We start from the raw sequence: 23,034 nt of genomic DNA, 5'->3' as shown, positions 1-23,034 counted from the left end.
CCACGCGGCCACGCCGGTCGAGCGCCGCTTTGGCGCGCGAACCCAGTTGCCGCAGGCCGCCGCTTCCATCTTCAAGTCCAGACCGGGCCCAGGCCGGGCTCTCCGACTTGGCCTATAATCAAACGTTTTTTGGGCGTTGCCCCGGTTTTCGGGAGCTTCGAAGGCGGCATAAACCGTCCCCAATTCTGGTCTTCCCCGCAGCGTAGATGCACTATCAGCCGCGCCGTTCACGACGGGCGGCGCCTGAGTCATGCCAGCCATAGAAATCCGCAACGTCAAAAAGCGCTACAAAGAGCTCCAGGCGCTCAAGGGCGTCAGCTTCACCGTAGAAGAGGGCGAGTTCTTCGGGCTGCTCGGCCCGAACGGCGCGGGCAAGACGACGCTCATCAGCTGTCTCGCAGGCCTCGCGCGCGCCGACGAGGGCTCGATCACCGTGCGCGGTCACGACGTGGTGAGCGATTACCGCAACGCGCGCCGCAATCTCGGCGTGGTGCCGCAGGAACTGGTGTTCGATCCGTTTTTCACGGTGCGCGAGACGCTGCGCATCCAGTCCGGTTATTTTGGCCTGCGCAACAATGATGCGTGGATCGACGAGATCATGGCCAATCTCGACCTCACCGAAAAAGCCGATGTGAACATGCGTGCGCTGTCGGGCGGCATGAAGCGCCGCGTGCTGGTCGCGCAGGCACTGGTGCACCGGCCGCCCGTGATCGTGCTCGACGAACCCACCGCCGGCGTGGACGTCGAGCTGCGCCAGACGCTCTGGAAGTTCATTGCGCGCCTGAACCGCGAAGGTCACACCATCGTGCTCACCACGCACTATCTGGAAGAGGCGGAAGAGCTGTGCGACCGCATCGCCATGCTGCGGCGTGGCGAGGTGGTGGCGCTCGAGCGCACCAGTACGCTGCTGCAGCGCTTCGCGGGCACGCAGTTGTTCGTGCGCTTTTCTGAAGGCGTGCTGCCCACCGAACTGCGCGCGCTCGAAGTGGATACGTCGAATCTGCCGAATGGCCGCGAGCGCCAGCATCTGTTGCGCCTCGCCAGCTACGATGAAGTCGAGCGCATCTTGTCGCTGTGCCGCGCGAACGGCTGCAAACTGGAAGAAGTGGAAGTGCGCAAAGCCGATCTGGAGGATGTCTTCGTGCAGGTGATGAACGGCCCTGAGGTCATCGAGGGGCTGGCATGAGCGGCTTTCGTACCCTGTTCTACAAGGAAGTGCTGCGTTTCTGGAAGGTCTCTTTCCAGACCGTGCTCGCGCCGGTCATCACCGCGCTGCTGTATCTGACGATCTTCGGCCACGCGCTGCGCGGCCACGTGGAGGTGTATCCGGGCGTCGAATACACGAGCTTCCTGATTCCCGGCCTCGTGATGATGAGCGTGCTGCAAAACGCTTTCGCCAATTCGTCTTCGTCGCTCATTCAATCGAAGATCACGGGCAATCTCGTATTCGTACTATTGCCGCCGCTGGCCGCCTGGGAGATGTTTGGAGCTTACGTGCTCGCTTCGATCGTGCGCGGCCTCGCCGTTGGCGCGGGCGTGTTCGTCGTGACGATCTGGTTCATTCCGATGAGCTTTTCCGCGCCGCTCTACATCATCGCGTTCGCGGTGCTCGGCTCGGCGATCCTCGGCACGCTCGGCCTGATCGCCGGGATCTGGGCCGAGAAGTTCGACCAGCTCGCGGCGTTTCAGAACTTTCTTATCATGCCGCTCACGTTCCTTTCGGGCGTGTTCTATTCGACACATACGCTGCCGCTGGTCTGGCGCGAGGTGTCGCGGCTGAACCCGTTCTTCTACATGATCGACGGCTTCCGCTACGGTTTTTTCGGCTTGTCCGACATTAACCCGCTCGCAAGTCTCGCGATTGTTTTCGTCTTTTTCGTGGTGCTGGCCACGCTGGCGATGCGTCTGCTCGCAAGCGGCTACAAGCTGCGCCACTAAATGCAATTGAGGCAGGAGCCACCCACCATGTTGCCGACTCCGGAACAGGTCAAGCAGTACATCTCGGCAGGGCTCGCGTGCGAGCATCTCGAAGTCGAGGGCGACGGTCAGCACTTCTTCGCGACGATCGTATCGCCCGCGTTCGAAGGCAAGCGCCTGATCCAGCGCCATCAGCTCGTCTATGCGGCGCTCGGCGAGCGCATGCGCGAGGAAATCCACGCGCTCAGCATGAAGACGCTCACGCCCGCCGAATGGCAGAACGCATAATCTGGAATCTCAGTGCGAATTACCCAGGACAATGGCGCCGCCGCGAGCGGCGCCGCACCACATGACGCGACGCCGCAAGCCGGCCGCACCGATCAGGAAACCTCAGGCATGGACAAACTCGTCATCGTCGGCGGGCAGCAGCTCGCAGGGGAAGTGACCGTTTCGGGTGCGAAGAACGCGGCGCTCCCCATTCTCTGCGCGGGCCTGCTGAGCGCGGAACCCGTCCATCTCGACAACGTGCCCGACCTCCAGGACGTGCGCACCACGCTCAAGCTGCTGAACCAGATGGGCGTGCGCACCGGGCACGATGGCAACCGCGTGCAGCTCGACGCCTCGAAGGTCGACAACCTCGTCGCGCCGTATGAGCTCGTGAAAACCATGCGCGCGTCGATTCTCGTGCTCGGGCCGCTCGTCGCGCGCTTCGGCGAGGCGAAGGTGTCGCTGCCCGGCGGCTGCGCGATTGGCGCGCGCCCCGTGGATCAGCACATCAAGGGCCTCCAGGCGATGGGCGCCGAGATCAATATCGAGCACGGCTTCATCGAGGCGCGCGCGAAGCGCCTGAAGGGCGCGCGCATCGTCACCGACATGATCACGGTCACCGGCACGGAAAACCTGCTGATGGCCGCCGTGCTCGCCGAGGGCGAGACGGTGATCGAGAACGCCGCGCGCGAGCCCGAAGTGGGCGACCTCGCACACCTGCTCGTGGCGATGGGTGCGCAGATCGAAGGCATCGGCACCGACCGCCTCGTGATCCAGGGCGTGGACCAGCTCCACGGCGCGCAGCACACGGTCATTCCCGACCGCATCGAGGCCGGCACGTTCCTGTGCGCGGTGGCCGCCGCGGGCGGCGATGTCATGCTGCGCCGCGTGCGTCCGGGCATCCTCGACGCCGTTACCGACAAACTGCGCGAAGCGGGCGTGACGATCGAAGAGGGCGACGACTGGATGCGCGTGCGCATGCACGAGCGCGCGCGCGCCGTGAATCTGCGCACCGCCGAATACCCGGCCTTCCCGACCGACATGCAGGCGCAGTTCATGGCGCTCAACGCGATCGCGGACGGCACCTCGCAGGTCGTGGAAACGATCTTCGAGAATCGCTTCATGCACGTGCAGGAACTGAACCGCCTCGGCGCGAGCATCACGATCGACGGCAAGACGGCGCTGGTCTCCGGCGTCGAGAAGCTGTCGGGCGCGAAGGTCATGGCGACCGATCTGCGCGCCTCGGCGAGCCTCGTGATCGCGGGCCTGTGCGCCGACGGCGAGACGCTCATCGACCGCATCTATCACCTCGACCGCGGCTACGACCGCATGGAAGAGAAGCTCACCAGAATCGGCGCGAACGTGAAGCGCATCAAGGGGAACGCGGCATGAGCACGGTCGAGTCCAAGCCCACGCCGGCCGCCGCCTCCGGCGCGCCGCTCACGCTGGCGCTCTCGAAGGGCCGCATCTTCGAAGAGACGATGCCGTTGCTCGCGGCCGCGGGCGTGGAGGTGACCGAAGACCCGGAAACCTCGCGCAAGCTGATCCTGCCGACGACCGACCCGAACCTGCGCGTGATCATCGTGCGCGCGACCGACGTGCCCACCTACGTGGAGTACGGCGCGGCCGACTTTGGCGTGGCGGGCAAGGACGTGCTGCTCGAACACGGCGGCGACGGGCTCTATCAGCCGATCGATCTCGACATCGCGCGCTGCCGCCTCTCGGTGGCCGTGAAGTCGGGCTTCGACTACGCGAACGCCGTGCGCCAGGGCGCGCGCCTGCGCGTGGCCACCAAGTACACGGAATCGGCGCGCCAGCACTTCGCGGCCAAGGGCGTGCACGTCGACCTCATCAAGCTTTACGGCTCGATGGAGCTCGCGCCGCTCGTCGGCCTCGCCGACGCGATCGTCGACCTCGTCAGCACGGGCGGCACGCTGCGTGCGAACAACCTGGTCGAGGTCGAAGAGATCATGCAGATCTCTTCGCGCCTCGTCGTGAATCAGGCGGCGCTCAAGTTGAAGCGCGCCGCGCTGCGGCCGATTCTCGACGCGTTCGAACGCGCGTCGCGCGCATAACCCGCGCATTACCCGCATATAACCGTTCCGGATGGATATCAGCATGGCTATCACGATGCGCAAACTCGATTCGAGCGCCGAAGGTTTCAAGGCGGCGCTGCATGGCGTGCTCGCCTTCGAGGCGAGCGAAGACGAGGCCATCGAGCGCTCAGTCGCGCAAATTCTCGCCGATGTGAAGGCGCGCGGCGACGCCGCCGTGCTCGATTACACGAACCGCTTCGATCGCCTGAGCGCTGCCAGCGTCGATGCGCTGGAGTTGCCGATCAGCGAGCTCGAGGCGGCGCTGGAAAGTCTCGAGCCCAAGCAGCGCGCGGCGCTCGAGGCGGCGGCCGCGCGCGTGCGCGGCTACCACGAGAAGCAGCGCATCGAGTGCGGCTCGCATAGCTGGCAATACACCGAAGCCGACGGCACCGTGCTCGGCCAGAAGGTCACGCCGCTCGACCGCGTGGGTCTCTACGTGCCGGGCGGCAAGGCCGCGTATCCGTCTTCCGTGCTGATGAACGCGATTCCCGCGCGGGTCGCGGGCGTGCGCGAGATCATCATGGTCGTGCCCACGCCCGATGGCGTGAAGAATCCGCTCGTGCTGGCGGCGGCGCTGCTCGGCGGCGTCGACCGCGTGTTCACCATCGGCGGCGCGCAGGCTGTGGGCGCGCTCGCTTACGGCACCCGCACCATTCCGCCCGTCGACAAGATCTGCGGCCCGGGCAATGCCTATGTGGCCTCGGCCAAGCGCCGCGTGTTCGGCACGGTCGGCATCGACATGATCGCCGGACCCTCCGAGATTCTCGTGCTGTGCGACGGCACGACCGATCCGCGCTGGGTCGCGATGGACCTGTTCTCGCAGGCCGAGCACGACGAACTCGCGCAATCCATCCTGCTGTGCCCGGACGAAGCGTTCATCAAGCGCGTGGAAGACGCCATCAACGAGCTTTTACCCGCCATGCCGCGCGCCGAAGTCATCGCGACGTCTCTCACGAACCGCGGCGCGCTCGTGAAGGTGCGCGACATGGCCGAAGCCTGCGCAATCGCCAACGACATCGCGCCCGAGCACCTCGAAATCTCTGCGCTCGATGCGCAGAAGTGGGGCGCCGAAATCCGCCACGCGGGCGCGATCTTCCTCGGCCGCTACACGAGCGAAAGCCTCGGCGACTACTGCGCGGGGCCGAATCACGTGCTGCCTACGTCTCGTACCGCACGTTTCTCGTCGCCGCTCGGCGTCTATGATTTCATCAAGCGATCGAGCGTGATCGAGGTGAGCGCGGAGGGCGCGCAGACGCTCGGCGAGATCGCCGCGGAACTCGCCTACGGCGAAGGCCTCCAGGCCCACGCGCGCAGCGCCGAGTACCGCATGAAGCAGGTCTGAAGCGGTACCAGAATCAAAACAGCGCGGCATGCATGAGTTTCATGCGTGCCGCACCCCCGAGGAGACGTGCGCAAGCATCGGCTTGAAATACGCTCGCCTGAGCCCGATGTTTGGAACACCGAAGTAACCCGCGCGCGCCATAGCTGGCCGTTCGTGCCGGCTGCGCGCCTCGCGCGCGCCAATCGACAATGACAACACCACAAGACATCATCCGCTCCGACGTGCTCGCCATGACGAGCTACCCGGTTCCCGACGCCACCGGCTTCGTGAAGCTCGACGCCATGGAGAACCCGTACACGTTGCCGGTCGCTCTGGCGGCGCAACTTGGCGAGCATCTCGCGGGCATCGCGCTGAACCGCTATCCGGCTCCGCGCCCCGAGGCGCTCATGGCGAAGCTCAAGGCCGCGATGCATGTGCCGCCCGGCTGCGACGTGCTGCTCGGCAACGGCTCGGACGAGATCATCAGCATGGTCACGGTGGCGTGCGCGAAGCCGGGCGCGAAGGTGCTCGCGCCGGTGCCGGGCTTCGTGATGTACGCGATGTCGGCGAAATTTGCGCAGGTGGATTTTGTCGGCGTGCCGCTCAAGGCCGACTTCACGCTCGATTGCGATGCCATGCTGGTCGCCATCGCCGAACACCAGCCGGCCATGATCTGGCTGGCGTACCCGAACAACCCGACCGGCACGCTGTTCGCGGACGCCGACATCGAGCGCATTATCGAGGCTGCCAATGCAGCCGGCGGGCTCGTCGTGATCGACGAGGCTTATCAGCCGTTCGCGCAGGCGAGCTGGATGCCGCGCGCGGGCGCGTTCGACAACGTGGTCGTGATGCGCACGATGTCCAAGCTCGGGCTGGCGGGCATCCGTCTGGGCTACCTCGCGGGCCGTACTGCATGGCTCAACGAATTCGACAAGGTGCGCCCGCCGTATAACGTAAATGTGCTCACCCAGGCCGCCGCCGATTTCCTGCTCGAACATCTCGACGTGCTCGACACGCAGGCGGCCCAATTGCGCGCAGACCGGGCGCAATTGGCTGCCGACGTTGCAAAGTTGCCGGGCGCCGAAGTGTTCGAAAGCGCCGGCAATTTCCTGCTTGTGCGCGTGCCCGATGCCTCCGCCGTGTTCGATACCCTGCTGACGGCGCGGGTTTTAGTCAAAAACGTGAGTAAAATGCATCCATTGCTGGCGAATTGCGTACGCCTGACCGTCGGGACCCCCGACGAAAACGCGCGCTTGCTCGCCGCCCTTAAGCTCGTGCTCAAGTAATCCGATCTCACCGGCCTGAAGCGCACAGTGTCACGAGCGCTCCGGGCTTTCGTTCCATGAACCCTCCGTTACGGGCTGTTTGAAGGAAATTGCCATGCGCGTCGCGCAAGTCGTTCGCAACACCAGCGAAACGCAAATCAGCGTGAAACTCAATCTGGACGGCACCGGCGAGCAGAAGCTCGCGACCGGTGTGCCGTTTCTCGACCACATGCTCGACCAGATCGCGCGACACGGTCTGATCGATCTGGAAATCGAGGCGCATGGCGATACCCATATCGACGACCACCATACGGTGGAAGACGTCGGCATCACGCTCGGTCAGGCAGTCGCGCAGGCCATCGGCGACAAGAAGGGCATCCGCCGCTACGGCCACGCCTATGTGCCGCTCGACGAGGCGCTCTCGCGCGTGGTGATCGACTTTTCGGGCCGTCCGGGCCTCGAGTTCCACGTGCCGTTCACGCGCGCGCGCATCGGCACGTTCGACGTCGACCTGTCGATCGAATTCTTCCGCGGCTTCGTCAACCACGCGGGCGTGACGCTCCACATCGACAATCTGCGCGGCCTGAACGCGCATCACCAGATGGAAACCGTGTTCAAGGCCTTCGGCCGCGCGCTGCGCCAGGCTTCCGAGCTCGATGAGCGCCAGGCGGGCAAGATTCCGTCTACCAAGGGCAGCTTGTAAGCGGTATCCGAGATGAAAACTTCAATTGCGATTGTGGATTATGGGATGGGCAACCTTCGTTCGGTGGCCCAGGCATTGAAACAGGCTGCGCCGGAAGCCGACGTGCAGATCGTCGAGCGCCCGGAGGCGATTCGCGCGGCTGACCGCGTCGTGCTGCCGGGCCAGGGCGCGATGCCTGACTGCATGCGCAGTCTCGCGGAATCGGGCTTGCAGGACGCCGTGCTCGAAGCCTCGCGCACCAAGCCGCTGATGGGCGTGTGCGTGGGCGAGCAGATGCTGTTCGACTGGAGCGCCGAAGGGGACACGAAGGGTCTCGGCCTGCTGCCGGGCAAGGTCGTGCGCTTCGAGCTCGAAGGGCGGCTTCAGGACGACGGCTCGCGCTTCAAGGTGCCGCAGATGGGCTGGAACCGCGTGCGCCAGTCGCGCGCTCACGCGCTGTGGGACGGCGTGCCCGACGAGAGCTTCTTTTATTTCGTGCACAGCTATTATGTGGTTCCGGCCGATCCGGCTCACACCGTAGGCGAAACGCCTTACGGCGCGGACTTTACCTCGGCGGTGGCGCGAGATAACATCTTCGCCACCCAATTCCACCCGGAAAAGAGCGCTGCGGCGGGCTTGCGCGTCTATCGCAACTTCGTTCACTGGAACCCCTGATTCACGGACGGCGCTGTTGGTTCGAAGCGCCCGGCCGGAGGGCCTGCGTGCAAGCATCGCCCAAAGCCGATTTGCATCAGCAAGGCTGCCGAAAGAGTTGTACTAAACTAGCGAAACGGCGTCGGATCGGGGTTCTTCCCGGCCGTTGCCGGCTGATTCCAACCACATTCCCAGATATCACCCGATTGCTATGCTGCTGATTCCGGCCATCGATCTCAAAGACGGTCACTGCGTTCGCCTTAAACAAGGCGATATGGACCAGGCGACGATTTTTTCCGAGGAACCGGCGGCCATGGCCCGACATTGGGTCGAGCGCGGCGCGCGGCGTTTGCACCTCGTCGACCTGAACGGCGCGTTCGCCGGCAAGCCGAAGAACGAGGACGCGATTCGCGAGATCATCCGCGAAGTCGGCGACGAGATCCCCGTGCAGCTTGGCGGCGGCATCCGCGACCTCGACACCATCGAGCGCTATCTCGACGACGGCCTCTCATACGTGATCATCGGCACGGCCGCGGTGAAGAACCCGGGCTTCCTGCAGGAAGCGTGCACGGCGTTCGGGGGCCATATCATCGTCGGGCTCGACGCGAAGGACGGCAAGGTTGCCACCGACGGCTGGAGCAAGCTCACGGGCCACGAAGTGGTCGATCTCGCGCGCAAGTTCGAAGACTACGGCGCCGAGTCGATCATCTACACCGACATCGGCCGCGACGGCATGCTCCAGGGCATCAACATCGAAGCGACGGTGCGCCTCGCGCGCGCGGTGAAGATTCCGGTGATCGCGAGCGGCGGCCTGTCGAATCTCGCCGACATCGACGCGCTGTGCGAAGTCGAGGACGAAGGCATCGAAGGCGTAATCTGCGGCCGCGCGATCTACTCGGGCGATCTCGATTTCGCCCAGGCGCAAACGCACGCAGACAGCCTGCGTGAGTCTGACGACGCTTAAGGACGACGCTTGATGCGTCGCGTGGACGGCCTCCCGGGTGGAGGTCGGATCCACTTTGGGTTCTCGGTGCGACCGGCAAGGGGCGGCAAGTCCGTTCCCGAAGATACGGCCTCCGGCTAATTTCGCGATAACCGCTATCGCGCGACTATAGGCGTAGCTGCTGCGGTTTCGGCGCGCCTGGCAACATCGGCAAGATCATGGCTCTACCCAAACGCATCATTCCCTGTCTCGACGTGACCGCCGGGCGGGTCGTCAAGGGCGTCAACTTCGTCGAGCTGCGCGATGCGGGCGACCCCGTCGAAATCGCGCGCCGCTACGACGACCAGGGCGCCGACGAACTCACTTTTCTCGACATCACGGCCACTTCGGACCAGCGCGACCTGATTCTGCCGATCATCGAAGCGGTGGCCTCGCAGGTCTTCATTCCGCTGACCGTGGGCGGCGGCGTGCGCGCCGTCACCGACGTGCGGCGGCTGCTTAACGCCGGCGCCGACAAGGTCAGCATGAACTCGTCGGCCGTCGCCAATCCGCAGCTCGTGCGCGATGCGGCCGACAAATACGGCTCGCAGTGCATCGTCGTCGCCATCGACGCGAAGCGTACTTCAGCACCGGGCGAACCCGCGCGCTGGGAAGTGTTCACGCACGGCGGCCGCAAGGCCACGGGCATCGACGCCGTCGAATGGGCGCGCAAGATGGCTGAGCTGGGCGCGGGCGAAATCCTGCTCACGAGCATGGACCGCGACGGCACCAAGAGCGGCTTCGATCTCGCCCTCACGAGCGCGGTGTCCGACGCCGTGCCGATTCCCGTGATCGCCTCGGGCGGCGTGGGCGGCCTGCAGGATCTCGCGGACGGCATCGTCAAGGGTCATGCCGACGCCGTGCTGGCGGCGAGCATCTTCCACTATGGCGAGCACACCGTGGGCGAGGCCAAGCGCTTCATGGCCGAGCAGGGCATTTCGGTGAGGATGTGACGCCATGAGCAACGCTGAAACGAACGATTTTGCGAAGGCTGGCTGGCTCGACAAGGTTAATTGGGACGCCAACGGCCTCGTGCCCGTGATCGCCCAGGAGGCCACGACGGGCGACGTGCTGATGTTCGCGTGGATGAACCGGGAAGCGCTCGCCAGGACGGTCGAACTGCGCCGCGCGGTGTATTTTTCGCGCTCGCGCCAGCGCCTGTGGTTCAAGGGCGAGGAGTCGGGCCATGTGCAGCACGTTCACGACATCCGCCTCGACTGCGACGAAGACGTCGTGCTGCTCAAGGTCGAGCAAGTGTCGAGCATCGCGTGCCACACCGGCCGTCACTCGTGCTTTTTCCAGCAATTCGAAGGCACCGCCGACGAAGGCCGCTGGGTCGCTGTCGATCCGGTGCTGAAAGACCCCGAACACATCTACAAATGACGCAATTGAACACCAACGACACCCTGCTGCGCCTTGCCGCGGTGATCGATAGCCGCAAGGGCGGCGACCCCGACGCTTCCTACGTCGCGCGCCTGTTCCACAAGGGCGATGACGCCGTGCTCAAGAAGGTCGGCGAAGAGGCTACCGAAGTCGTGCTCGCCGCCAAGGACGTGCGCCAGGGCGGCGCGCCGAAGGCGCTGGTTGGGGAAATGGCTGATCTGTGGTTCCATTGCCTCGTCGCGCTTTCGCATTTCGAGCTGAGCCCCGCCGACGTGCTGGCGGAACTGGAGCGCCGCGAAGGGCTCTCGGGTCTCGAAGAAAAGGCCCTGCGCAAGAGCCGCGAGCGCGAAGAAAACGGCGACTGATGCTGCGAGATTGAATTCAGGCCCCGGATTCGAGTCGAATTTTTGGGCCGGGCCATCAGTGGCCCTCGCCCATGAGATGCACGCGAGTCGTGCTCGACAGGGAGATGCCACATATGTCCACCCCCGGCGGCTATCCGCCTCCTGCTTACCGAACCCCGGAGCGCGATCCGCTCGACGCGGATCGTCTGCGCAGCCTGCGCACGCTCACGCACGTCCTCTACGGGCTTTATGCGTTCTACTGGCTCACCGGCGGCGTCACCGTGCTGGTGGCGATCATCATCAATTACATCAAGCGCGACGAAGCGGCGGGCACACCCTACGAGCAGCACTTCACGTGGCAGATCCGCACGTTCTGGCTCGGGCTTGCAGGACATCTGATCGGTATTGCGCTCTTTTTCGTGTTGATCGGCATTCCAATTTTGTGGGCTGTCGCGATCTGGACGTTGTACCGTATCATCAAAGGCTGGCTGTATCTGCACGACAACAAGCCGTTGTCCGACCCGCGCGCGTGGTTTTGACGCGGTAGCGCCGGGTCTCAGAGCGAAACCCGGCACGCTTTCTCTCCGTACGGCTGCCCAGGAACACTATGAGTCACGACCGCAGCACCTGTCTCTTTTGCAAGATCGCCGACGGCCTGATCCCGAGCACGCGCGTCTATGAAGACGACGAGTTCGTCGCGTTCCGTGACATCCGGCCGGCGGCACAAACTCACGTGCTGGTCATCCCGCGAAAACATATACCCACCCTTGCTGACTGCGGTGAAAACGACGCTGCGCTGCTTGGTAGAATGTTTGTGCTGGTGGCACAGCTGGCGAGAGAGCTGGGCGTGTCCTATACAGGGGGCGAGACGGGCTATCGCACCGTGGTCAACACGGGGCCCGGAGGCGGGCAGGAAGTCTATCACCTGCATGCGCATCTGCTGGCCGGACCGCGTCCGTGGCAGCGCATGGGATAGCGCGCCTGCGTGCCGGTACGGCAGAATCCCCAAGAGTGGTTGAAAAAGGGACGCATTGCCACGCAGCCGAAATAGCTTACAGGTAGCATACCGGGCGGCATTGCCGGACAACCCGCCTGAGACCGGAATCCACGGCGCTGCGCCGGACCGGTCGATAGTCGCGAGTGTCATGAAGCGCGTTCACGCGCCAATGTTTATTCGCTGCGCATGAGGCGCGGCAACGGGGTTAAGGAGAGTTTTGATCATGGGTTCGTTGAGCATCTGGCATTGGCTGATCGTGTTGTTGATCGTGGCGCTCGTCTTCGGCACGAAGAAGCTGCGCAATATCGGTAGCGATCTGGGCGGTGCGGTGAAGGGTTTCAAGGAAGGCATGCGCGAGGGCGAAGAGTCCGGCGCTGATGCGCAAAAGCGCGAACTGCCAAAGAGCGGCGGCACGGTCGATGTCGACGCCAAGGACAAGACCCCGCGTTCGAACGACTTCCGCTAAGCGCGGCAGCCGTTATTTCCCGCCCCAAGGCTGACGGAAAGCTTCATTCATGCTCGATCTGGGTCTAACCAAGATGGCGCTGATCGGCGTCGTCGCGCTGGTCGTTCTCGGGCCGGAGCGTCTGCCGCGCGTTGCGCGCACGGCAGGCGCGCTGTTCGGGCGCGCGCAGCGCTATGTCAACGACGTCAAGGCGGAAGTCACGCGCGAGATCGAACTGGACGAGTTGCGCCGCATGAAGGGCGAGTTCGAGCAGGCTGCGCAAAACGTCGAGAACACCGTTCACGAGAACCTGCGCAAGCACGAAACCGAGCTGAACGACGCCTGGAACGCGGGCACGGGTGGCGCCTTCAGCACAGCGGGCAGCGCCGATCCGGTTGGGGCCGGCGTGACCGGCGGTACGGGGGCTTCGGGCGGCACCTCGTGGCGCTCGGGCGGCGCGAATGCGGCAGGCGTCAAACGCAAGAACTGGCGCGTGAAGCAAACGGCTACGCCGGTCTGGTACAAGCGCGCGACGCTGCGGCGCACGCGCGTGCAATCGGGCGCGGCGCGCGTCGCGCAGCACACACCGGCCAGCTTGCGCCGGCCCACGCGTTTTCTCTGATGCCCCGCTACCGCAGTCGAGTTTGAATTTGTCTATCTCCAACCCCCGAGGGCCGGTGTGAGCGACCCCCAACAAACACAAGACGAGGGCGCTGAAGAGACCTTCATCTCGCACCTCGTCGAACTGCGCGACCGCATCATTCGCGCGGGCATTTCCGTGATCGTCGTGTTCGTCGGGCTCGTGTACTGGGCGCCGGACATCTTCAGGCTGCTCGCCCGCCCGCTGATGCAGAACTTGCCGCGTGACGGCAAGATGATCGTCACCGACGTGACCGGCTCGTTTTTCGTGCCGATGAAGGTGACGATGCTGGTCGCCTTCGTGATCGCGCTGCCGTTCGTGCTTTATCAGATCTGGGCGTTCGTCGCGCCAGGCCTCTACCAGCACGAAAAGAAGCTGGTCGCGCCACTGGTGGGGAGCAGCTACACGCTGTTCCTGTGCGGCATGGCATTCGCGTATTTCGTCGTGTTTCCCACCATCTTCCGGGTGATGGCGCATTACAACGCGCCGCTCGGCGCGGAGATGACGACGGATATTGACAATTACCTGAGCTTCGTACTCACGATGTTCATCGCTTTTGGCGTGACCTTCGAGGTGCCGATCATCGTCGTGCTGCTCGTGCGCATGGGAGTGCTGACGGTGAAGAAGCTCAAGGAGATTCGTCCTTACGTGATCGTTGGGGCGTTCATCGTTGCCGCGGTCGTTACGCCGCCGGACGTGTTTTCGCAGCTCATTCTCGCAGTGCCGCTGATCGTGCTGTATGAAGCGGGGATTATTGCGGCGCGGCTTTTCGTCGGGACGGGCGAGAAGAGCGCCACCGACGAGAGCGAGGCGGCGAGCGAGTCCTGAGCCAGTCATGGAGCAAGAAAGAAAGGCCGCGAACGGTACCGTTCGCGGCCTTTCTTTCTTGCGTTTGCCGGCTGCGTGCGAGCCGTCAACCGCCGTCGTCGCCTTCGTCGTCCTGATTCTGCTGCTTGGGCGGCGGCGGGCGCTTGCCGATCGTCACGTTCAGGTCCATGTCCTTGTTCTTGCGCACGAGGTGAACCTTGGCGGCGGTGCCCGGCTTGATCTGGGCGATGACGTTCAACAGGCGCGTGGTGTCGGTGATGTCCTCGCCGTTCACCGCAGTCAGGACATCGCCGGGCTTAATGCCGGCCCTGTCGGCGGGGCCGCCCTGGAGCACGCCCGCGACGATCGCGCCTTGCTTCTGGTTCAGCCCGAACGACTCGGCGATCTCGGGCGTCACGTCCTGCGGCTCCACGCCGATCCAGCCGCGCGTGACCGTGCCCGTCGTGATGATGCTCTCCAGCACGCTGCGCGCGGTGGAGACGGGAATGGCGAAGCCGATGCCGAGCGAGCCGCCCGAGCGCGAATAAATGGCCGTGTTGATGCCGAGCAGGTTGCCGTTCACGTCGACGAGCGCGCCGCCCGAGTTGCCCGGGTTGATGGGCGCGTCGGTCTGGATGAAGTTCTCGAACGTGTTGATGCCAAGATGGTTGCGCCCGAGCGCGCTGATGATGCCCATCGTGACCGTCTGACCCACGCCGAACGGGTTGCCGATGGCGAGCACGACGTCGCCCACGCGCGCCCGTTCCATGCGCCCGAGCGTGATGGTGGGCAGATTCGGCAGATTGATTTTGAGCACGGCGATATCGGTTTCCGGATCGATGCCGATCACCTTCGCATTGGTGGTGCGGCCGTCGGAAAGCGCGATTTCGATCTGATCCGCGCCGTCGATCACGTGCTGGTTCGTTAGAATGTAACCGTCCGGACTGACAATCACACCCGAGCCGAGGTTCGCGGCGGGCTGTTCCTGCTGTTTTCGGTTGGTATTGGGTTTGCCGAAGAAGTAGCGAAATAGTGGGTCGTTCTGGCGCGGATCGGGGGGCAGCGACCCGTCCTTGCTCGAGAACACGTTGACGACCGCCGGCATCGCCTTCTGGGCCGCATCGGCATAGGAATTCTGCGCGGGGCTGCCGCTGATGCCCGGCGCCACTTCCCGCAATGCGACGATCGGCTCCGCGAGCTGCTTGCCGAGTTGCCCCTGATGCTCGAGCCATTGCGGCTTGAGCGTCGCGATGATGAACATCAACGCCAGCAGGACCGTCACCGCTTGGGCGAAGAACAGCCAAAAGCGTCTAAGCATCTGAAGATTAGAGGATTATATGGATCGGATCGAACTGGAATTGTATCTGAACAATCTTCTGGAATCCGCGCGGTTCAAGGACTACTGCCCGAACGGCCTGCAGGTGGAGGGGCGGCGTCGCGTTGAGAAGATCGCGACCGGCGTGACCGCCTCGCTCTCCTTCCTCGAAGCCGCGCTGGAGTGGGGCGCCGACGCCGTGCTGGTCCACCATGGCTACTTCTGGCGCAACGAGCCGCCGCAGATCACGGGACGCAAGCACCGCCGCCTCAAGGCGCTACTGGCGAACGACCTCAATCTCTTCGCCTATCATCTGCCACTCGACAGCCACCCTGAACTGGGCAATAACGCACAGTTGGGCGCCAAACTCGGCTGGATCGGCGAAAAACGCTTCGGTGACCAGGATCTCGGGTGGATGACCACGCTGCCCATGCCCATCACGCTCGCGCATTTCTCGGCGCAAGTCGAGCAGACGCTCGGCCGCGCACCGCTCGTGCTCGGCGACCCCGACTGGGAACTGCGCCACGTGGCCTGGTGCACCGGGGCGGCGCAAGGCCTCTTCGACGCTGCGATCGACGCGGGCGCCGACGTCTTCCTGACCGGCGAGATCTCGGAGCCCACGACTCACACCTCGGCCGAAAGCGGTGTGGCGTTCCTCGCCGCGGGCCACCATGCCACTGAGCGCTTTGGCGTGCAGGCGGTCGGCGCGCACCTCGCCGAGGCATTCGACATCGAACATCTCTTCATCGATATCCACAATCCTGTCTAGCCAGAAAATGGCCCCATTTTCTGGGGGAAAACCCCGAGTTATCAAGGACTTCGCCCGGTTTTTGGCGCACGCCCCTTGTAAATGCCAACTCCATTCGAGCAAACTAGCGTTCGGCAGCACCGCGGGTTTGCTGGCGTGACGGATAAATCCAACTCAGAAGTGGGGCGATGTGATGCGAGACAATGAGAACGACCGCGTCGACGGCAGCCGCCGTACCTGGCTGATTGCGACGTCCGTAGCAAGTGGCATTGGAGGCGTAGCCACTGTCGTACCTTTCGTAGCTTCGTTTGCACCATCCGAAAAGGCCCGCGCGGCCGGCGCGCCGGTTGAAGTCGACATCAGCGGACTTGAAGCCGGCACGATGATGACCGTGGCGTGGCGCGGCAAGCCCGTGTGGATCCTCAAGCGCACCGAGCGCATGATGGCCGACTGCAAGAAGGCCGATCCCGAACTGGCGGACCCGCACTCCGAGCATCCGTTCTCCATGCCGATGCCGGATTACTGCAAGAACGAATACCGCTCGCGCGCGGAGCATCAGAACATTCTCGTGGCCGTTGCCGTGTGCACTCATCTGGGCTGCACGCCCACGCCGCGCTTCCAGGAAGGCCCGCAGGCCAACCTGCCAGACGACTGGCCCGGCGGCTTCCTGTGCCCGTGCCACGGCTCGACCTACGATCTCGCCGGCCGCGTGTTCAAAAACAAGCCCGCGCCGCAGAACCTCGATATCCCCCGGTACATGTTCACGTCTCCGACGCAGATCGTGATCGGCAAGGACGAGAAAGGAGAAGCGTGATGGCGACGGGACACGAAAAAGAGATTACGGCAACGGACGCTTCCTCGGGACTCGTCGGCTGGATCGACAAGCGCTTTCCAATGACGTCGACCTGGAAAGCGCATCTCTCCGAGTACTACGCGCCAAAAAACTTCAACTTCTGGTACTTCTTCGGCTCGCTCGCGCTGCTGGTGCTGGTGAACCAGATCGTCACCGGCATTTTCCTCACCATGAACTACAAGCCCGATTCGACGCTCGCGTTCGCGTCGGTCGAGTACATCATGCGCGAGGTGCCGTGGGGCTGGCTGATCCGCTACATGCACTCCACGGGCGCATCGATGTTCTTCGTGGTCGTGTATCTGCACATGTTCCGCGGGCTTCTGTACGGTTCTTACCGCAAGCCGCGCGAACTCGTCTGGATCTTCGGCTGCGCGATCTTCCTGTGCCTGATGGCCGAAGCGTTCTTCGGCTATCTGCTGCCATGGGGCCAGATGTCGTTCTGGGGCGCACAGGTGATCGTGAACCTGTTCTCGGCGATTCCGTTCATCGGCCCGGACCTGTCGCTCTGGATTCGCGGCGACTACGTGGTCTCCGACGTCACGCTCAACCGCTTCTTCGCGTTCCACGTGATCGCGATTCCGCTCGTGCTGATCGGGCTCGTGATCGCGCACATCGTGGCGCTGCATGAAGTGGGCTCGAACAACCCCGATGGCGTCGAGATCAAGGAGAAAAAGGACGCGGACGGCATTCCGCTCGACGGTATCCCGTTCCATCCGTACTACTCCGTGCACGACTTCATGGGCGTGTGCATCTTCCTGATGATCTTCGCGGCCATCGTGTTCTTCGCGCCGGAGATGGGCGGATACTTCCTCGAAGCCAACAACTTCGTGCCCGCCAACGCACTGCAGACGCCGCCCGAAATCGCGCCGGTCTGGTACTTCACTGCGTTCTACGCGATGCTGCGCGCCACGACCGACCCGTTCAAGATCGTTCTGATGATCGTGATTGCGCTGCTAGGCCTGCTCGCGCTAGTGCGTGCGCGCGGCAGGTGGAAGGGCGGGCTGCCGGTGCTGGCGATTCTCGTGATCCTCGCGATGTACTTCACCGAGTCGAAGTTCTGGGGCGTCGTGGTGATGGGCACGGCGGTCGTCTCGCTCTTCTTCCTGCCGTGGCTCGACCGCGCGCCGGTGAAGTCGATCCGCTACCGGCCGCTGTTCCACAAAGTCTTTCTTGCGATTTTCGTGCTCGCGTTCCTGACGCTCGGGTTTCTCGGAACCCGACCGCCCTCGCCGGCGGCGACGCTGATCGCCCAGATCTGCGCGCTCGTCTATTTCGCGTTTTTCCTCGGCATGCCGTTCTGGACGACGCTTGGCACCTTCAAGCAGCCGCCCGAGCGCGTGCGGTTCAAGCCCCATTAATCAGCGAGCGAGGAAGACACGATGATGAAATCTCTCTTTTCGACGCTCGCAAGGGCGACGGGCGCGGGCATTGCCGGCGTTGCGCTGGCATGCGCGCTGGGATTCGGGGCGGGATCGGTGGCGGCGCAGGAAAACATTCCGCTCGACCACGCACCCGATAACGGGGAAAATCTTGCTTCGCTGCAACATGGCGCGCAATTGTTTGTAAACTATTGCCTGAATTGCCATAGTGCGAACTTGATGCGCTACAGCCGGCTGGAAGCGATCGGCATCCCGCAGAAGCAAATCGAAGATAATCTCCTTTTCACGACGGATAAAGTCGGCAACACGATGTCCATCGCGTTGCGCCCGGACGACGCCAAGGCATGGTTCGGCGTGGCGCCGCCGGACCTCTCCGTGGAGGCGCGCGCGAAGGGACGCGACTGGCTGTACACGTATCTGCGCAGCTTCTACCGCGACGATACGCGGCCGACCGGCTGGAACAATCTGGCGTTCGAAAACGTGAGCATGCCCAACGTGCTCTGGCAATTGCAGGGCGTTCGCAGGGCGAAGTTCGAAGACATTGTGGAAGAGGAAACGGGGGAGAAGGTCCACCGTTTTGTGGGGTACCAACAGATCACGCCCGGGAAGCTTTCGCCGGTAGATTATGATTCTGCCGTGGCCGATCTTGTTGCATACCTTGGCTGGATGGCCGAGCCAGAGCAGAAAACCCGCAAGCAGCTCGGGGTCTGGGTGCTCCTGTTCCTCGGCGTTCTGAGCTTTTTCGCGTGGCGACTGAACGCTGCGTACTGGAAAGATATCAAATAATCACGTCCTGACCGACGTGGGGCCGGTGCGACGAGACACCGCCTGATGGTTCAGCGACCGTCAGACGGTGTTTTTGCCTGCCGGCCTTTTGGGTTTATTGAGGAAATGTAAATCATGATGGTTCTGTACTCCGGCACTACCTGCCCGTTCTCCCAGCGCTGCCGGCTGGTGTTGTTCGAAAAGGGCATGGACTTCGAAATCCGCGACGTCGACCTGTTCAACAAACCGGAAGACATCGCCGTGATGAATCCGTACGGTCAGGTGCCGATTCTGGTCGAACGCGACCTGATTCTGTACGAATCGAACATCATCAACGAGTACATTGACGAGCGCTTCCCGCACCCGCAGCTTATGCCTGCCGATCCGGTTCAGCGTGCACGCGCACGCCTGTTCCTGCTCAACTTCGAGAAGGAACTGTTCGTGCACGTGAGCACGCTCGAAAACGAGAAGGGCAAGGCCGCCGAGAAGAACCACGAGAAGGCGCGCCTCGCGATCCGCGACCGCCTCACGCAGCTCGCGCCGATCTTCCTGAAGAACAAGTACATGCTGGGCGAAGAGTTCTCGATGCTCGACGTCGCGATCGCGCCGCTTCTGTGGCGTCTGGATCACTACGGCATCGAACTGTCGAAGAACGCCGCGCCGCTCATGAAGTACGCCGAGCGTATTTTCAGCCGTCCGGCCTATATCGAAGCGCTGACGCCTTCGGAAAAGGTGATGCGTCGCTAAGCCGGTGTTGTAACTGGAGGCGGTGGGCGCCGGGTGATTGTTTGGCTGCCGGGTGCGCCGCCTCGTCAGAGGATTGTTGATGCAAGAGATTTCCACCAAGCCGTATCTGCTGCGCGCGCTGTACGAGTGGTGCACCGACAACGGCTTCACGCCGCACATTGCGGTGCGGGTCGACAACCGCACGCGCGTGCCGCGCCAGTTCGTGCGCGACGGCGAGATCGTGCTGAACATCAGCTTCGAGGCCACGAGCCAGTTGCAGATGGGCAACGAGATGGTCGAGTTCCACGCCCGTTTTTCCGGCAAGTCGCACAAGATCGAGGTGCCCGTGTCGAACGTGCTCGCGATCTACGCGCGCGAGAACGGCCAGGGCATGGCGTTTCCGGTCGACGCGCCGCCGGGCGATGCCGACGACGTGCTGCCGTCCGCACAGGAAGGGCATGACGAGGAGGCGGCGCCGGTTGCTGCCGATGCGGCGCGTGAAGCCGAGGCGCCAGAGCCGGCTGTGTCTGCCGCCGAGAAGGACAAAGGCGACGACGGCGCCGCGAAGGGCGGAAAGGGCCACCTCAAGATCGTGAAATGAGGTAGAATCGCGGGCTACGCCGGCTTAGCTCATCTGGTAGAGCAGTTGATTTGTAATCATCAGGTGGCGGGTTCGAGTCCTGCAGCCGGCACCATATGCATCGAAAAGGGTTATCGCGTCATGAGCGGTAACCCTTTTTGTTTTGGGCTTGGATCGAGCCGCTATCGCTTCCAGCCGCGGCATTCCACCCGCCCGATCTCTTCCCTCCCCAACCCATACGCCGCATAAAGCGCCAAATCGATCTCGCGCTCGAGCACTTCGCATTGCGCCTCCTCACCCGATTGTTTTAACCGTAGCAACGCATCTACCAAGCGCACGATTTTCGCGCGCACGGCCTCATCGGCGGGCACCGGCAAAGCGTCGATCATCGCCCTGGTGAACGCCACGCCGCCGTTATAGCTCGACGCCCCATGGCGTGCGCGCGTGACAAATCCCGCGAGCGGGCAGTTGAGCACCGCAGCCGCGAATTTCAGCAGGTTCTCGTCGTTGGAGCACAGGATCAGAGTCGTCTTGCCCGGGATCGTGTCGCCAGCGAGATCGAGCGTTGCGTGCAGATGCGTGAGGCCTTTCACGATCACCTTTTTCGCGTTCGCCTTCGCGCCGTAGCTGTTCGCGAATGTCGCTGCGAAACGCGGACGCTCGACCACGGGCTGCGCGTAGCGGCGTCCGAGATAGGTCATCGGCTTGCTGTTCCAGCGCGAGGCGTAGCGGCCCAGCGTGCCGGTGTTGACCACGCGGTAGTGACGGCGCGCATCGAAGCCGTCTTGCGCTTCGTCGATCAATGGCGCGAGCCGGTAAGCGTCCGCCGTCGCGCAGGCGTTCTCGCAGCGCAGCAGCGAGCCCAGTGTCGGATGCGCGCGGGTGAGCCGCCGTACGAACACATAGTGCGGCGAGAGCAGCGCATCGAGCGCCCATGGCGCTTCGAGCTCGCGTTTGCGCACGCGCGCGAGCGGCGTGAGCGTCGTACCTTCGAGGCGCGCCGTCTCGACGTGGTCCGTGCCGGATTTGCGATACACCGTCACGATCGAATCGATCTGCGCGCGCTCGAATACTTCGCGCCCCAGCGCGACGATGCGCGCGATTTTGTCGAGGTGGTGCGAACGGAACGCAGAGCCGAACGGCTTCGCGAGCCACTTGTCGGGTGTGAGAAAGGCCATGGTGCCGTGCTGGGCGGTCAGCGCGAGCCCCAGTTCCATGAAGACGATGTAGAGGTCCCAGTTGCCGCGTGCGCTCGGCCAGCGCTGTGCGAGCGCTTCGCGCAGGGGCTTCTGGCCTTCGTTGATCATGCGTTCGGAGTCGATGTATGGCGGGTTGGCAATGACGGCATCGAAGCCAGCGACGGTGTCGTGCGTCGAGTCGAGCGCGATGGGGTTCAGCACGGCATTGCCTTGTTTCAGATGGGCCCTGAGATCCGGCAGCGTGGCGAAAACGCCTTCGTCGTCGTACCCGGCGTGCGCCAGTAGTTCAAACGCGAGGCGAAGGCGCGCGAGACCGAGCGCCTGGTCGTCGATATCCACGCCGAAGAGATTGTGTTCGACGATCGCGCGCTTCTCGCGATAAAGCGCAGCGTCGATGCGTTGCCGCTGCGCAGGCGTTTCGTCGTGAGCGCGTGCGATGACGAGTCGGTCCGCCACTGCCTCGATGCGCAGTCCGGCGAGCGCAGGATCATCCTGATCGTCGAACAAGCCGAGGCGCAACTTTACCGCGAGCAATTCGTCGAGCGCGGAGACGAGCAGATGTCCGGTTCCAACGGCCGGATCACACACGCGCAGCGCAGCGAGGATCGTGCGTGCCTCTTCGCGATCGGCAATTGATTTGGATACCTGATCGATAGTCGTGCAACGCCAGCCCTTGACGCGGTTGAAACGCCCTGGCACCGCACCTGTAATGGCCTCGCGCGCGAGAAACGTGGCGACGCTCTCCGGCGTGTACCACGCGCCATCGCGATAGCCATTGAGTCTTTCGAAGACGAGCCCGAGCGTTGCGGCGTCGATGCTCTTTACGTTCGAGCGCGCGTCAAACCCAAACTCGAACCCATCGAGGAAGTCGAGCAGATCAGCGACCGTATTGCGCGCATGTGGGGGCAGCGCGGAATCGAGCGAGCCGAGCGTGACCGCATGCTTCGCGAGATCGGCGGGCTCGAACGTGGAGCCGTCAAAGCATGGCAGATGCGGATAGCGGCGCGGCGACCCGGCTTCAGCCGAGCCGCCGCCAAGCACTTCGCGGCAGAGCGCATCGAGCTCGGCGTACGTGGCGATGCGTTCGCTGCGCAGGAAGGCGTAATCGGGATCGCGTTCGTGCAGCATCAGCAGCCGCACCTCCAGCAGCTTGAGGAACATGACGCGGCCGATCCAGGCGATGCAAAGCCGCAGCGCCGTGCGAAAGACGAGGGCTTCTCGATCCGGCGAGCAAGCAGGGGCGTGCGAGTTCGTCATGTTCGGCGCCGGCGCTTCGCGTGCCGCCATGCCGGCGATCGCCAGCTCGACAAGCGCGCCGGGCCTGCGTTCATCCGGCGCGCAGCGCGCAACGACGGCCTTGCCGCTCGCCACGGTTTCCTGCAAGCCGGCGATCCGCAGCAGCCCCGCGTAAAAATCCGCGTCGAGTCCGGCGCGATCGGTGCGCCTTGCGCGCGCGCTTCGCTGATCGGCGCAGTCTGCGCGTTTTGCACGACTCGGTTGATTCGTCTCTGGCATGTTCTGGTTGTGTGCCCCTGCGCGGATCGCCCTCATTTTACTGACCGCGCTCGGCTGTTCGTTTGCGTCGTTCGTTTGCGTCGATCATTCCTGCCGTTCGTCCTGGCCCGTCCGGTCAGGTCGACGCCAGCGCGGCGCTGCGCGATGATGCCGT

The 23,034-nt window shown here is 63.7% G+C and carries 26 protein-coding genes and 1 tRNA gene; 25 read left to right on the top strand and 2 right to left on the bottom strand.

The window, feature by feature from the left end; translation table 11 throughout:
* Positions 1–250: 250 nt before the first annotated feature.
* The 18 genes from P5W99_RS13490 (at position 251) to tatC (ending at position 13,821) form a co-directional block, all read left to right on the top strand.
* Positions 251–1,186 (top strand): ABC transporter ATP-binding protein, encoded by a 936-nt coding sequence (locus tag P5W99_RS13490; RefSeq protein ID WP_421024885.1) that lies wholly within the window; start codon positions 251–253, stop codon positions 1,184–1,186.
* Positions 1,183–1,938: an ABC transporter permease gene (locus tag P5W99_RS13485; RefSeq protein WP_434661115.1), complete on the top strand. Its 756-nt coding sequence runs from the start codon at positions 1,183–1,185 to the stop codon at positions 1,936–1,938. The genes P5W99_RS13490 and P5W99_RS13485 overlap by 4 nt, the downstream gene beginning before the upstream one ends.
* A 27-nt stretch (positions 1,939–1,965) precedes the next feature.
* Entirely contained in the window at positions 1,966–2,205 is a 240-nt protein-coding gene (locus tag P5W99_RS13480; protein WP_035531648.1) for a BolA family protein, read from the top strand.
* Positions 2,206–2,313: 108 nt separating this feature from the next.
* A complete protein-coding gene (murA, locus tag P5W99_RS13475; RefSeq protein ID WP_421025279.1) occupies positions 2,314–3,576 on the top strand; it encodes a UDP-N-acetylglucosamine 1-carboxyvinyltransferase in 1,263 nt (420 codons plus the stop codon).
* The gene (gene hisG / locus P5W99_RS13470; RefSeq protein WP_421024884.1) at positions 3,573–4,259 is read left to right on the top strand and encodes an ATP phosphoribosyltransferase; all 687 of its coding nucleotides are present in this window, start codon (positions 3,573–3,575) and stop codon (positions 4,257–4,259) included. The genes murA and hisG overlap by 4 nt, the downstream gene beginning before the upstream one ends.
* Before the next feature lie 43 nt (positions 4,260–4,302).
* Positions 4,303–5,622 carry a histidinol dehydrogenase gene (hisD, locus tag P5W99_RS13465; RefSeq protein ID WP_421024883.1) on the top strand — a complete coding sequence of 440 codons (1,320 nt, stop codon included), beginning with the start codon at positions 4,303–4,305 and terminating at the stop codon, positions 5,620–5,622.
* Positions 5,623–5,810: 188 nt separating this feature from the next.
* A complete protein-coding gene (gene hisC / locus P5W99_RS13460) occupies positions 5,811–6,887 on the top strand; it encodes a histidinol-phosphate transaminase (protein ID WP_421024882.1) in 1,077 nt (358 codons plus the stop codon).
* Between the two features lie 94 nt (positions 6,888–6,981).
* Positions 6,982–7,569 carry an imidazoleglycerol-phosphate dehydratase HisB gene (hisB, locus tag P5W99_RS13455; RefSeq protein WP_421024881.1) on the top strand — a complete coding sequence of 196 codons (588 nt, stop codon included), beginning with the start codon at positions 6,982–6,984 and terminating at the stop codon, positions 7,567–7,569.
* Between the two features lie 12 nt (positions 7,570–7,581).
* Positions 7,582–8,223, top strand: coding sequence for an imidazole glycerol phosphate synthase subunit HisH (gene hisH, locus P5W99_RS13450; protein ID WP_421024880.1), 642 nt, complete (start codon positions 7,582–7,584; stop codon positions 8,221–8,223).
* A gap of 190 nt (positions 8,224–8,413) precedes the next feature.
* The gene (hisA, locus tag P5W99_RS13445) at positions 8,414–9,166 is read left to right on the top strand and encodes a 1-(5-phosphoribosyl)-5-[(5-phosphoribosylamino)methylideneamino]imidazole-4-carboxamide isomerase (RefSeq protein ID WP_035531639.1); all 753 of its coding nucleotides are present in this window, start codon (positions 8,414–8,416) and stop codon (positions 9,164–9,166) included.
* 197 nt (positions 9,167–9,363) lie between these two features.
* Positions 9,364–10,137, top strand: a complete 774-nt coding sequence (gene hisF, locus P5W99_RS13440; RefSeq protein WP_421024879.1) for an imidazole glycerol phosphate synthase subunit HisF — start codon at positions 9,364–9,366, stop codon at positions 10,135–10,137.
* A 4-nt stretch (positions 10,138–10,141) separates the two neighbouring features.
* Positions 10,142–10,567: a phosphoribosyl-AMP cyclohydrolase gene (gene hisI, locus P5W99_RS13435; protein WP_421024878.1), complete on the top strand. Its 426-nt coding sequence runs from the start codon at positions 10,142–10,144 to the stop codon at positions 10,565–10,567.
* The gene (locus P5W99_RS13430; protein ID WP_129562950.1) at positions 10,564–10,932 is read left to right on the top strand and encodes a phosphoribosyl-ATP diphosphatase; all 369 of its coding nucleotides are present in this window, start codon (positions 10,564–10,566) and stop codon (positions 10,930–10,932) included. The genes hisI and P5W99_RS13430 overlap by 4 nt, the downstream gene beginning before the upstream one ends.
* Before the next feature lie 113 nt (positions 10,933–11,045).
* On the top strand, positions 11,046–11,450 hold the full coding sequence (locus P5W99_RS13425; RefSeq protein ID WP_421024877.1) for a DUF4870 family protein: 405 nt from the start codon (positions 11,046–11,048) through the stop codon (positions 11,448–11,450).
* Between the two features lie 68 nt (positions 11,451–11,518).
* On the top strand, positions 11,519–11,887 hold the full coding sequence (locus tag P5W99_RS13420) for a histidine triad nucleotide-binding protein (RefSeq protein ID WP_421024876.1): 369 nt from the start codon (positions 11,519–11,521) through the stop codon (positions 11,885–11,887).
* A 244-nt stretch (positions 11,888–12,131) separates the two neighbouring features.
* Positions 12,132–12,374 (top strand): Sec-independent protein translocase subunit TatA, encoded by a 243-nt coding sequence (gene tatA / locus P5W99_RS13415; RefSeq protein ID WP_421024875.1) that lies wholly within the window; start codon positions 12,132–12,134, stop codon positions 12,372–12,374.
* Between the two features lie 49 nt (positions 12,375–12,423).
* Positions 12,424–12,975: a Sec-independent protein translocase protein TatB gene (gene tatB / locus P5W99_RS13410; protein ID WP_434661110.1), complete on the top strand. Its 552-nt coding sequence runs from the start codon at positions 12,424–12,426 to the stop codon at positions 12,973–12,975.
* Positions 12,976–13,032: 57 nt separating this feature from the next.
* A complete protein-coding gene (gene tatC / locus P5W99_RS13405; protein WP_434661108.1) occupies positions 13,033–13,821 on the top strand; it encodes a twin-arginine translocase subunit TatC in 789 nt (262 codons plus the stop codon).
* 85 nt (positions 13,822–13,906) lie between these two features.
* Here tatC and P5W99_RS13400 read toward each other — a convergent pair whose 3' ends face one another.
* Positions 13,907–15,118, bottom strand: a complete 1,212-nt coding sequence (locus tag P5W99_RS13400; protein WP_421024872.1) for a Do family serine endopeptidase — start codon at positions 15,116–15,118, stop codon at positions 13,907–13,909.
* A gap of 19 nt (positions 15,119–15,137) precedes the next feature.
* Here P5W99_RS13400 and P5W99_RS13395 point away from each other — a divergent pair, with 19 nt between their 5' ends.
* From P5W99_RS13395 to P5W99_RS13365, 7 genes are all read left to right on the top strand, one after another.
* Positions 15,138–15,884, top strand: coding sequence for a Nif3-like dinuclear metal center hexameric protein (locus P5W99_RS13395; RefSeq protein ID WP_421024871.1), 747 nt, complete (start codon positions 15,138–15,140; stop codon positions 15,882–15,884).
* A gap of 172 nt (positions 15,885–16,056) precedes the next feature.
* Positions 16,057–16,677 (top strand): ubiquinol-cytochrome c reductase iron-sulfur subunit, encoded by a 621-nt coding sequence (petA, locus tag P5W99_RS13390; RefSeq protein ID WP_421025278.1) that lies wholly within the window; start codon positions 16,057–16,059, stop codon positions 16,675–16,677.
* Positions 16,677–18,074: a cytochrome b gene (locus tag P5W99_RS13385; protein WP_434661106.1), complete on the top strand. Its 1,398-nt coding sequence runs from the start codon at positions 16,677–16,679 to the stop codon at positions 18,072–18,074. Before petA ends, P5W99_RS13385 begins: the two co-directional genes overlap by 1 nt.
* A gap of 24 nt (positions 18,075–18,098) precedes the next feature.
* On the top strand, positions 18,099–18,881 hold the full coding sequence (locus P5W99_RS13380; protein ID WP_421025277.1) for a cytochrome c1: 783 nt from the start codon (positions 18,099–18,101) through the stop codon (positions 18,879–18,881).
* Between the two features lie 114 nt (positions 18,882–18,995).
* On the top strand, positions 18,996–19,607 hold the full coding sequence (locus tag P5W99_RS13375; RefSeq protein ID WP_027797364.1) for a glutathione S-transferase N-terminal domain-containing protein: 612 nt from the start codon (positions 18,996–18,998) through the stop codon (positions 19,605–19,607).
* Between the two features lie 79 nt (positions 19,608–19,686).
* Positions 19,687–20,187 carry a ClpXP protease specificity-enhancing factor gene (locus P5W99_RS13370; RefSeq protein ID WP_421024869.1) on the top strand — a complete coding sequence of 167 codons (501 nt, stop codon included), beginning with the start codon at positions 19,687–19,689 and terminating at the stop codon, positions 20,185–20,187.
* 18 nt (positions 20,188–20,205) lie between these two features.
* Positions 20,206–20,281: transfer RNA gene (locus P5W99_RS13365), tRNA-Thr, on the top strand.
* 67 nt (positions 20,282–20,348) lie between these two features.
* Here the strand turns inward: P5W99_RS13365 and P5W99_RS13360 are convergent.
* On the bottom strand, positions 20,349–22,748 hold the full coding sequence (locus tag P5W99_RS13360) for a type IIG restriction enzyme/methyltransferase (RefSeq protein ID WP_434661103.1): 2,400 nt from the start codon (positions 22,746–22,748) through the stop codon (positions 20,349–20,351).
* Between the last annotated feature and the right edge of the window lie 286 nt (positions 22,749–23,034).

Origin of the sequence: Paraburkholderia sp. A3BS-1L (assembly GCF_051125215.1) — a bacterium.
Taxonomy (GTDB): Bacteria; Pseudomonadota; Gammaproteobacteria; order Burkholderiales; family Burkholderiaceae; genus Paraburkholderia.
The sequence above is the reverse complement of the archived record's forward strand: the minus strand, read 5'-3'. Positions and strand labels throughout refer to the sequence as shown.

Excerpts from the sequence above, each read along its gene's own strand:
- P5W99_RS13490 (WP_421024885.1), top strand. The coding sequence starts at position 251 with ATGCCAGCCATAGAAATCCGCAACGTCAAAAAGCGCTACAAAGAGCTC.
- P5W99_RS13485 (WP_434661115.1), top strand. The coding sequence starts at position 1,183 with ATGAGCGGCTTTCGTACCCTGTTCTACAAGGAAGTGCTGCGTTTCTGG.
- P5W99_RS13480 (WP_035531648.1), top strand. The coding sequence starts at position 1,966 with ATGTTGCCGACTCCGGAACAGGTCAAGCAGTACATCTCGGCAGGGCTC.
- murA (WP_421025279.1), top strand. The coding sequence starts at position 2,314 with ATGGACAAACTCGTCATCGTCGGCGGGCAGCAGCTCGCAGGGGAAGTG.
- hisG (WP_421024884.1), top strand. The coding sequence starts at position 3,573 with ATGAGCACGGTCGAGTCCAAGCCCACGCCGGCCGCCGCCTCCGGCGCG.
- hisD (WP_421024883.1), top strand. The coding sequence starts at position 4,303 with ATGGCTATCACGATGCGCAAACTCGATTCGAGCGCCGAAGGTTTCAAG.
- hisC (WP_421024882.1), top strand. The coding sequence starts at position 5,811 with ATGACAACACCACAAGACATCATCCGCTCCGACGTGCTCGCCATGACG.
- hisB (WP_421024881.1), top strand. The coding sequence starts at position 6,982 with ATGCGCGTCGCGCAAGTCGTTCGCAACACCAGCGAAACGCAAATCAGC.
- hisH (WP_421024880.1), top strand. The coding sequence starts at position 7,582 with ATGAAAACTTCAATTGCGATTGTGGATTATGGGATGGGCAACCTTCGT.
- hisA (WP_035531639.1), top strand. The coding sequence starts at position 8,414 with ATGCTGCTGATTCCGGCCATCGATCTCAAAGACGGTCACTGCGTTCGC.
- hisF (WP_421024879.1), top strand. The coding sequence starts at position 9,364 with ATGGCTCTACCCAAACGCATCATTCCCTGTCTCGACGTGACCGCCGGG.
- hisI (WP_421024878.1), top strand. The coding sequence starts at position 10,142 with ATGAGCAACGCTGAAACGAACGATTTTGCGAAGGCTGGCTGGCTCGAC.
- P5W99_RS13430 (WP_129562950.1), top strand. The coding sequence starts at position 10,564 with ATGACGCAATTGAACACCAACGACACCCTGCTGCGCCTTGCCGCGGTG.
- P5W99_RS13425 (WP_421024877.1), top strand. The coding sequence starts at position 11,046 with ATGTCCACCCCCGGCGGCTATCCGCCTCCTGCTTACCGAACCCCGGAG.
- P5W99_RS13420 (WP_421024876.1), top strand. The coding sequence starts at position 11,519 with ATGAGTCACGACCGCAGCACCTGTCTCTTTTGCAAGATCGCCGACGGC.
- tatA (WP_421024875.1), top strand. The coding sequence starts at position 12,132 with ATGGGTTCGTTGAGCATCTGGCATTGGCTGATCGTGTTGTTGATCGTG.
- tatB (WP_434661110.1), top strand. The coding sequence starts at position 12,424 with ATGCTCGATCTGGGTCTAACCAAGATGGCGCTGATCGGCGTCGTCGCG.
- P5W99_RS13400 (WP_421024872.1), bottom strand. The coding sequence starts at position 15,118 with ATGCTTAGACGCTTTTGGCTGTTCTTCGCCCAAGCGGTGACGGTCCTG.
- P5W99_RS13395 (WP_421024871.1), top strand. The coding sequence starts at position 15,138 with ATGGATCGGATCGAACTGGAATTGTATCTGAACAATCTTCTGGAATCC.
- petA (WP_421025278.1), top strand. The coding sequence starts at position 16,057 with ATGCGAGACAATGAGAACGACCGCGTCGACGGCAGCCGCCGTACCTGG.
- P5W99_RS13385 (WP_434661106.1), top strand. The coding sequence starts at position 16,677 with ATGGCGACGGGACACGAAAAAGAGATTACGGCAACGGACGCTTCCTCG.
- P5W99_RS13380 (WP_421025277.1), top strand. The coding sequence starts at position 18,099 with ATGAAATCTCTCTTTTCGACGCTCGCAAGGGCGACGGGCGCGGGCATT.
- P5W99_RS13375 (WP_027797364.1), top strand. The coding sequence starts at position 18,996 with ATGATGGTTCTGTACTCCGGCACTACCTGCCCGTTCTCCCAGCGCTGC.
- P5W99_RS13370 (WP_421024869.1), top strand. The coding sequence starts at position 19,687 with ATGCAAGAGATTTCCACCAAGCCGTATCTGCTGCGCGCGCTGTACGAG.